Below are 3,871 nucleotides of genomic sequence, written 5' to 3' on the forward strand. Positions count from 1 at the left end.
CCGCCGCCTCCGGTGATGCCGCCGTCGGGGAGGCACCGGTCGTCACTGGTCGGCCCGAGGATCACCACGATCACCAGCGCCAGCAGGATGACACCGATGACCAGGCCGACGACGAGCTTGACCGGACGCATCGTCACTACCGGCCCAGCTGTGCCCGCAGTGCGGCGTTCTCGGCTTGCAGTGCCCGCAGGGTGGAGGAGTTGTGGGCCATCCATGCCCCGGCTGCGACCGCCCAGCGGCGCACGGAGTCGCGGCTGATGCCGAACTCGCGGGCGACGACCTCTGCCGCGGCGGAGGTTGAGGGGAACCCGGGCTCTAGGTCGACCAGCCGCTCTACGACCTGGTTGCGGAAGGCGTCGTCGTACGGTGAGGCGTTCATGCGATCGCCGCCTGCTGGGACGAGGGCGCGGCGTCGAGGAACTCCCGCAGCCGAGTGTTGGTGTCGTGGATGTTGGTCGCCCGCTCGGTATGGGTCAGCTGCACGTGGATCGGGATCCCGTGGGTTCCGTCTTTGGACGGTTTGAGCATGAACATGCCCTGGCCCAGCGGACGCTTCTTCTCTTGGCGTAGCTGCGTGCGCTCGATCGGAGCGCCCTTGGACCACGCGGTGATCATGGCCGCTTCCGCATCGCTGAACTGGAGTACGCCCTTGAGGCGGTCCAGCTCTCCGGCGGGCAGACCGCCACAGATGACCATGCCGGCCCGCTCGATGAACCCCATCGCGGTCTTGACGTCGACCTCATTGGGCAGCGTTTCCAGGTCGCGTCCTGTGTGGGTGATCATCAGCAGTCCCGTGCCATCGGTGCGGTTGAGCCTGGTGAGTTCGTCTACTCGCTGCACCATCCCCGCGCCGGCTCCGAGGGTCGCCCACATCTCATCCAGGATCGCCAGGAAGTAGCGCTGATTGGCCAGGCCGCAGTCGGCCAGCACGTGCGCGGCCTCCATCGCCCCGTAGGCATCCGACCAGCACGCCAGCAACACCCCTGCCTTGAGGGACTGGTCACCGCGCGAGATGGCCGAGACGTCGATACAGATCGCGGGGGCGTCGAGGTCGATCTTGGTGGTGGTGTGCTCGGCGAAGACCTGTCCCATCACCCCGTCAGTCAGTGACTCCAGGGTCTGTACGAGGGTCTGCACGGTGCGGCGATACTCGGTCTCGTCGGCCACGAACAGCGCGCGGCGTAGCCCGTCGCTACCCGACCGAATGAAGTCGATCAGATCGCGCAACAGCGGTGGCGAGGAGAACGAGAACTGCCCGGACTCTCGCATGGACCGCAACGACGCGGAGATCACCAACCCCTCGAAGTCGGCCAGGGTCCGGCCACGGATCAGCTCGGCCAGAGCCATCACCATCGTCACCTGCCGGGAGTGCACCGACTCCTCGGTCTCGGTGATCGCCTCGGCCAGCCTGGTGTTGTCCTCGCCCCGGGCGTGCAGTTCCTCCAGATGAGCCCGCATCACCGGGATCGCCTCCCCTAGCGCTCCCGCGGCCAGCGGGTTCAGGTGCCCGTGACCGTGGCCCAGCCGGATCACCTGTCCGCGCTTTCCGGCCGGGGTGACCATCGCGTCGGTCACCGCCACGTACTCGCCCTTGATGTCACCAGCGACGATCGGCACATGCCCTTGGGCGACCGCGCCGATGAACTGCTTGCGAATGAGTGTCGACTTGCCCAGACCGGGTAGCGACAGCACAAAGGCCGAGGGGTTGCCGATGATCCCCGCCTTGAACCACGACAGCACGTCCCCCGAGACGTCCTGCCCCGTTTGGGCGTGGACTCCCAACGGCACACCCACTGCCGGGGCGGTCGCCCCCACCACCCAGGGGTTGAACCCACAGCCGTAGTTCGTCGAGGTCTGCGTTGCACCAGGAGCAGAGGCCACAGCCATACGGCCCGAGAACGCGCCCTTGAACCCGCGACCGTCGACCGAGCCGTATCGACTGGTGAACCGGGGCTTGCGGTAGCGGACCTGAGGCACCTGTCGCGCGGTGCGCACCTGCTCGGCGCGCTCCGGGTGCTCATCGCACCATCGCTTGTACGCCCGACCTGTCGGAGTCACCACCCACGGAGGCGGCGCGTCACCCGCAGTGACGCGCGAGTGCAGCTCCTCGAGCTCGGCCGGCCCGATCGGGGTCTTCGACCGGCGCGCCATTACTCGGCCCTCGCAAAACTCGAGATCGTGGACTTCTGATCGAGCAGAACGCCCAGGCCCAGGCCCGCGGCGAACGCTGCATCCTGCTGGCCGTTGGTCGAGTGCAGCCGTAGCTGCGATCGGTTGCCGAGTTGGCCGATGATCGCCGCCCCTTGGTCGAGCAGCTCTGTGTCCCGCAGGGTCAGGGTCACCAGCAGCGAGTACTCCCCCAGCTGCCCACCTCGGGCCAGCGCTTGCCGGGCGGCCTCGGTGCGTTCCAGACGTAGGCCCGCCGTGGCCTTACCGATCGAGCGGGTCTTGTTCGCGGCGTTGACCGCGTCAGTGTGCTCTTTCTCCACCTGCCGCTGCCCGTCACCGGCGGCGATCGGCCGGTACACCAGCGTGATCCGCTTACGCGGGATGTCCGTTTTCGGCTCCAGCAGCGGCCGCAGAACGTGGTCCGGGAAGGCTGCTGCCGGCGGGGCGGCCATCTCGAAACTGCGCGAGACCCAGTCTTCGTGCCGGTAGTGGTTCCATTTGGCCACTGCCGTGGCTGGACCGGCATCCTCCCAGTCCACTCCCAGCGGTTCGGACGCCAGGCGTGCCCTGTTGATGACCTCCTCGAGGTCTGGGCGATAGCAGCGCATTGCCAGACCCACCGCGGCCTCCGGGCTCATCGGTGTGGCTGACACCCCGGCGTACTCGAGCCGCTGATACAGGCCCGGAAGTCGGAACCCCAGGTCCGTGGCCATCGCCTCGGGGTCCTTGCGCTGCATCGCTGTAGCGGCCTTGAACGTGATCGCGATCCACGAGCGGGTCACGAGCTTGCCGCGAGCGAACTCCACCGCTGATTCGGCCTGAATCCTGCGGGCGATCTCGGGCGTGGACTCGTCTACCGAGTTCTTCACTGCCGCCATGAGGTCCTGGCCGGTGGTCGGGTAGGACTCGACTGTCACCGTGGCGGCCACCACGTCGTCGTTGAGCGAGAGGTCGGCCAGCCAGGCTCCCCATTCGGCCGTCATGTCGTTGCGGTTGGCAACCGTCAGCGGCTCCTGCCCACGCGAGGACGCGTTGAGTAGGACCGTGTACTGGTTCAGTGCTCGGTCTCGGATCAGCGCGAAGTCATTGCCGGCCACGTCTCGGCCGACGTGGAGCTCGGTCTTGGCCAGTGCTCCCGGTAGCCGGTATCGACCCCCCGGCACTCGTGAGTTGGGCCCGGACCGGTACACCGTCGACCCAGCTGCCTGCGCCCGCCAGAACTGCCATCTCATTTGTGCCACCTCGTAGAGAGTTCGATTTCCGATACGCAGTACCGCCGGGGCCAGGTACCCCACCGCCAGCACCGCAATGAGCGCCCCCGCGCCCAACCCGCCCTGCATCAGGACCAACATCGCGACGATGAACGCGATCCCGGCGATGATCGTCGCCCGCAGTGGCAGGCCGAACATGCCCGTGCGCTGCGACTTCTCGCCCAGCGTGTAGAGCCGCAGGTCCGTGGCCTCGCCTGTCATAGACACCAGCTGTCTCCTCTGCGCTCTTCTATCGGTAGTGGTGGGGAGTCGGGTGCGCGGCCAGGGCACCGTCGAGCATCTGCTCGGTGGACTGGGTCATGCGTGCTGCGCCATGCGCCGCCGAAGCCACCGCGCCAACTCCCGCACCCGCCAGGCCTGCAACAGCACTGGCGCCGCGCCCCGCGCCGGCCACCGCACCAGCAACTCCGCCCTGAGGCTTGGCGGCCGCG

At 67.7% G+C, this 3,871-nt stretch carries 4 protein-coding genes; all 4 read right to left on the minus strand.

All coding sequences use genetic code 11. From position 1 onward, the window contains the following. Positions 1–136 precede the first annotated feature (136 nt). Entirely contained in the window at positions 137–379 is a 243-nt protein-coding gene (locus tag G6027_RS08600; protein WP_017836505.1) for a transposase, read from the minus strand. After that, positions 376–2,151 carry an ATP/GTP-binding protein gene (locus G6027_RS08605; RefSeq protein ID WP_241726956.1) on the minus strand — a complete coding sequence of 592 codons (1,776 nt, stop codon included), beginning with the start codon at positions 2,149–2,151 and terminating at the stop codon, positions 376–378. Before G6027_RS08605 ends, G6027_RS08600 begins: the two co-directional genes overlap by 4 nt. Continuing rightward, positions 2,151–3,641, minus strand: a complete 1,491-nt coding sequence (locus G6027_RS08610) for an SCO6880 family protein (RefSeq protein ID WP_346995666.1) — start codon at positions 3,639–3,641, stop codon at positions 2,151–2,153. Before G6027_RS08610 ends, G6027_RS08605 begins: the two co-directional genes overlap by 1 nt. A 28-nt stretch (positions 3,642–3,669) precedes the next feature. Continuing rightward, positions 3,670–3,871 (minus strand): hypothetical protein (locus tag G6027_RS18415; RefSeq protein WP_206682480.1); only part of this gene is annotated, 202 nt, incomplete at its 5' end.

It is taken from the genome of Dietzia sp. SLG310A2-38A2 (assembly GCF_014145095.1).
Classification (GTDB): Bacteria; Actinomycetota; Actinomycetes; order Mycobacteriales; family Mycobacteriaceae; genus Dietzia.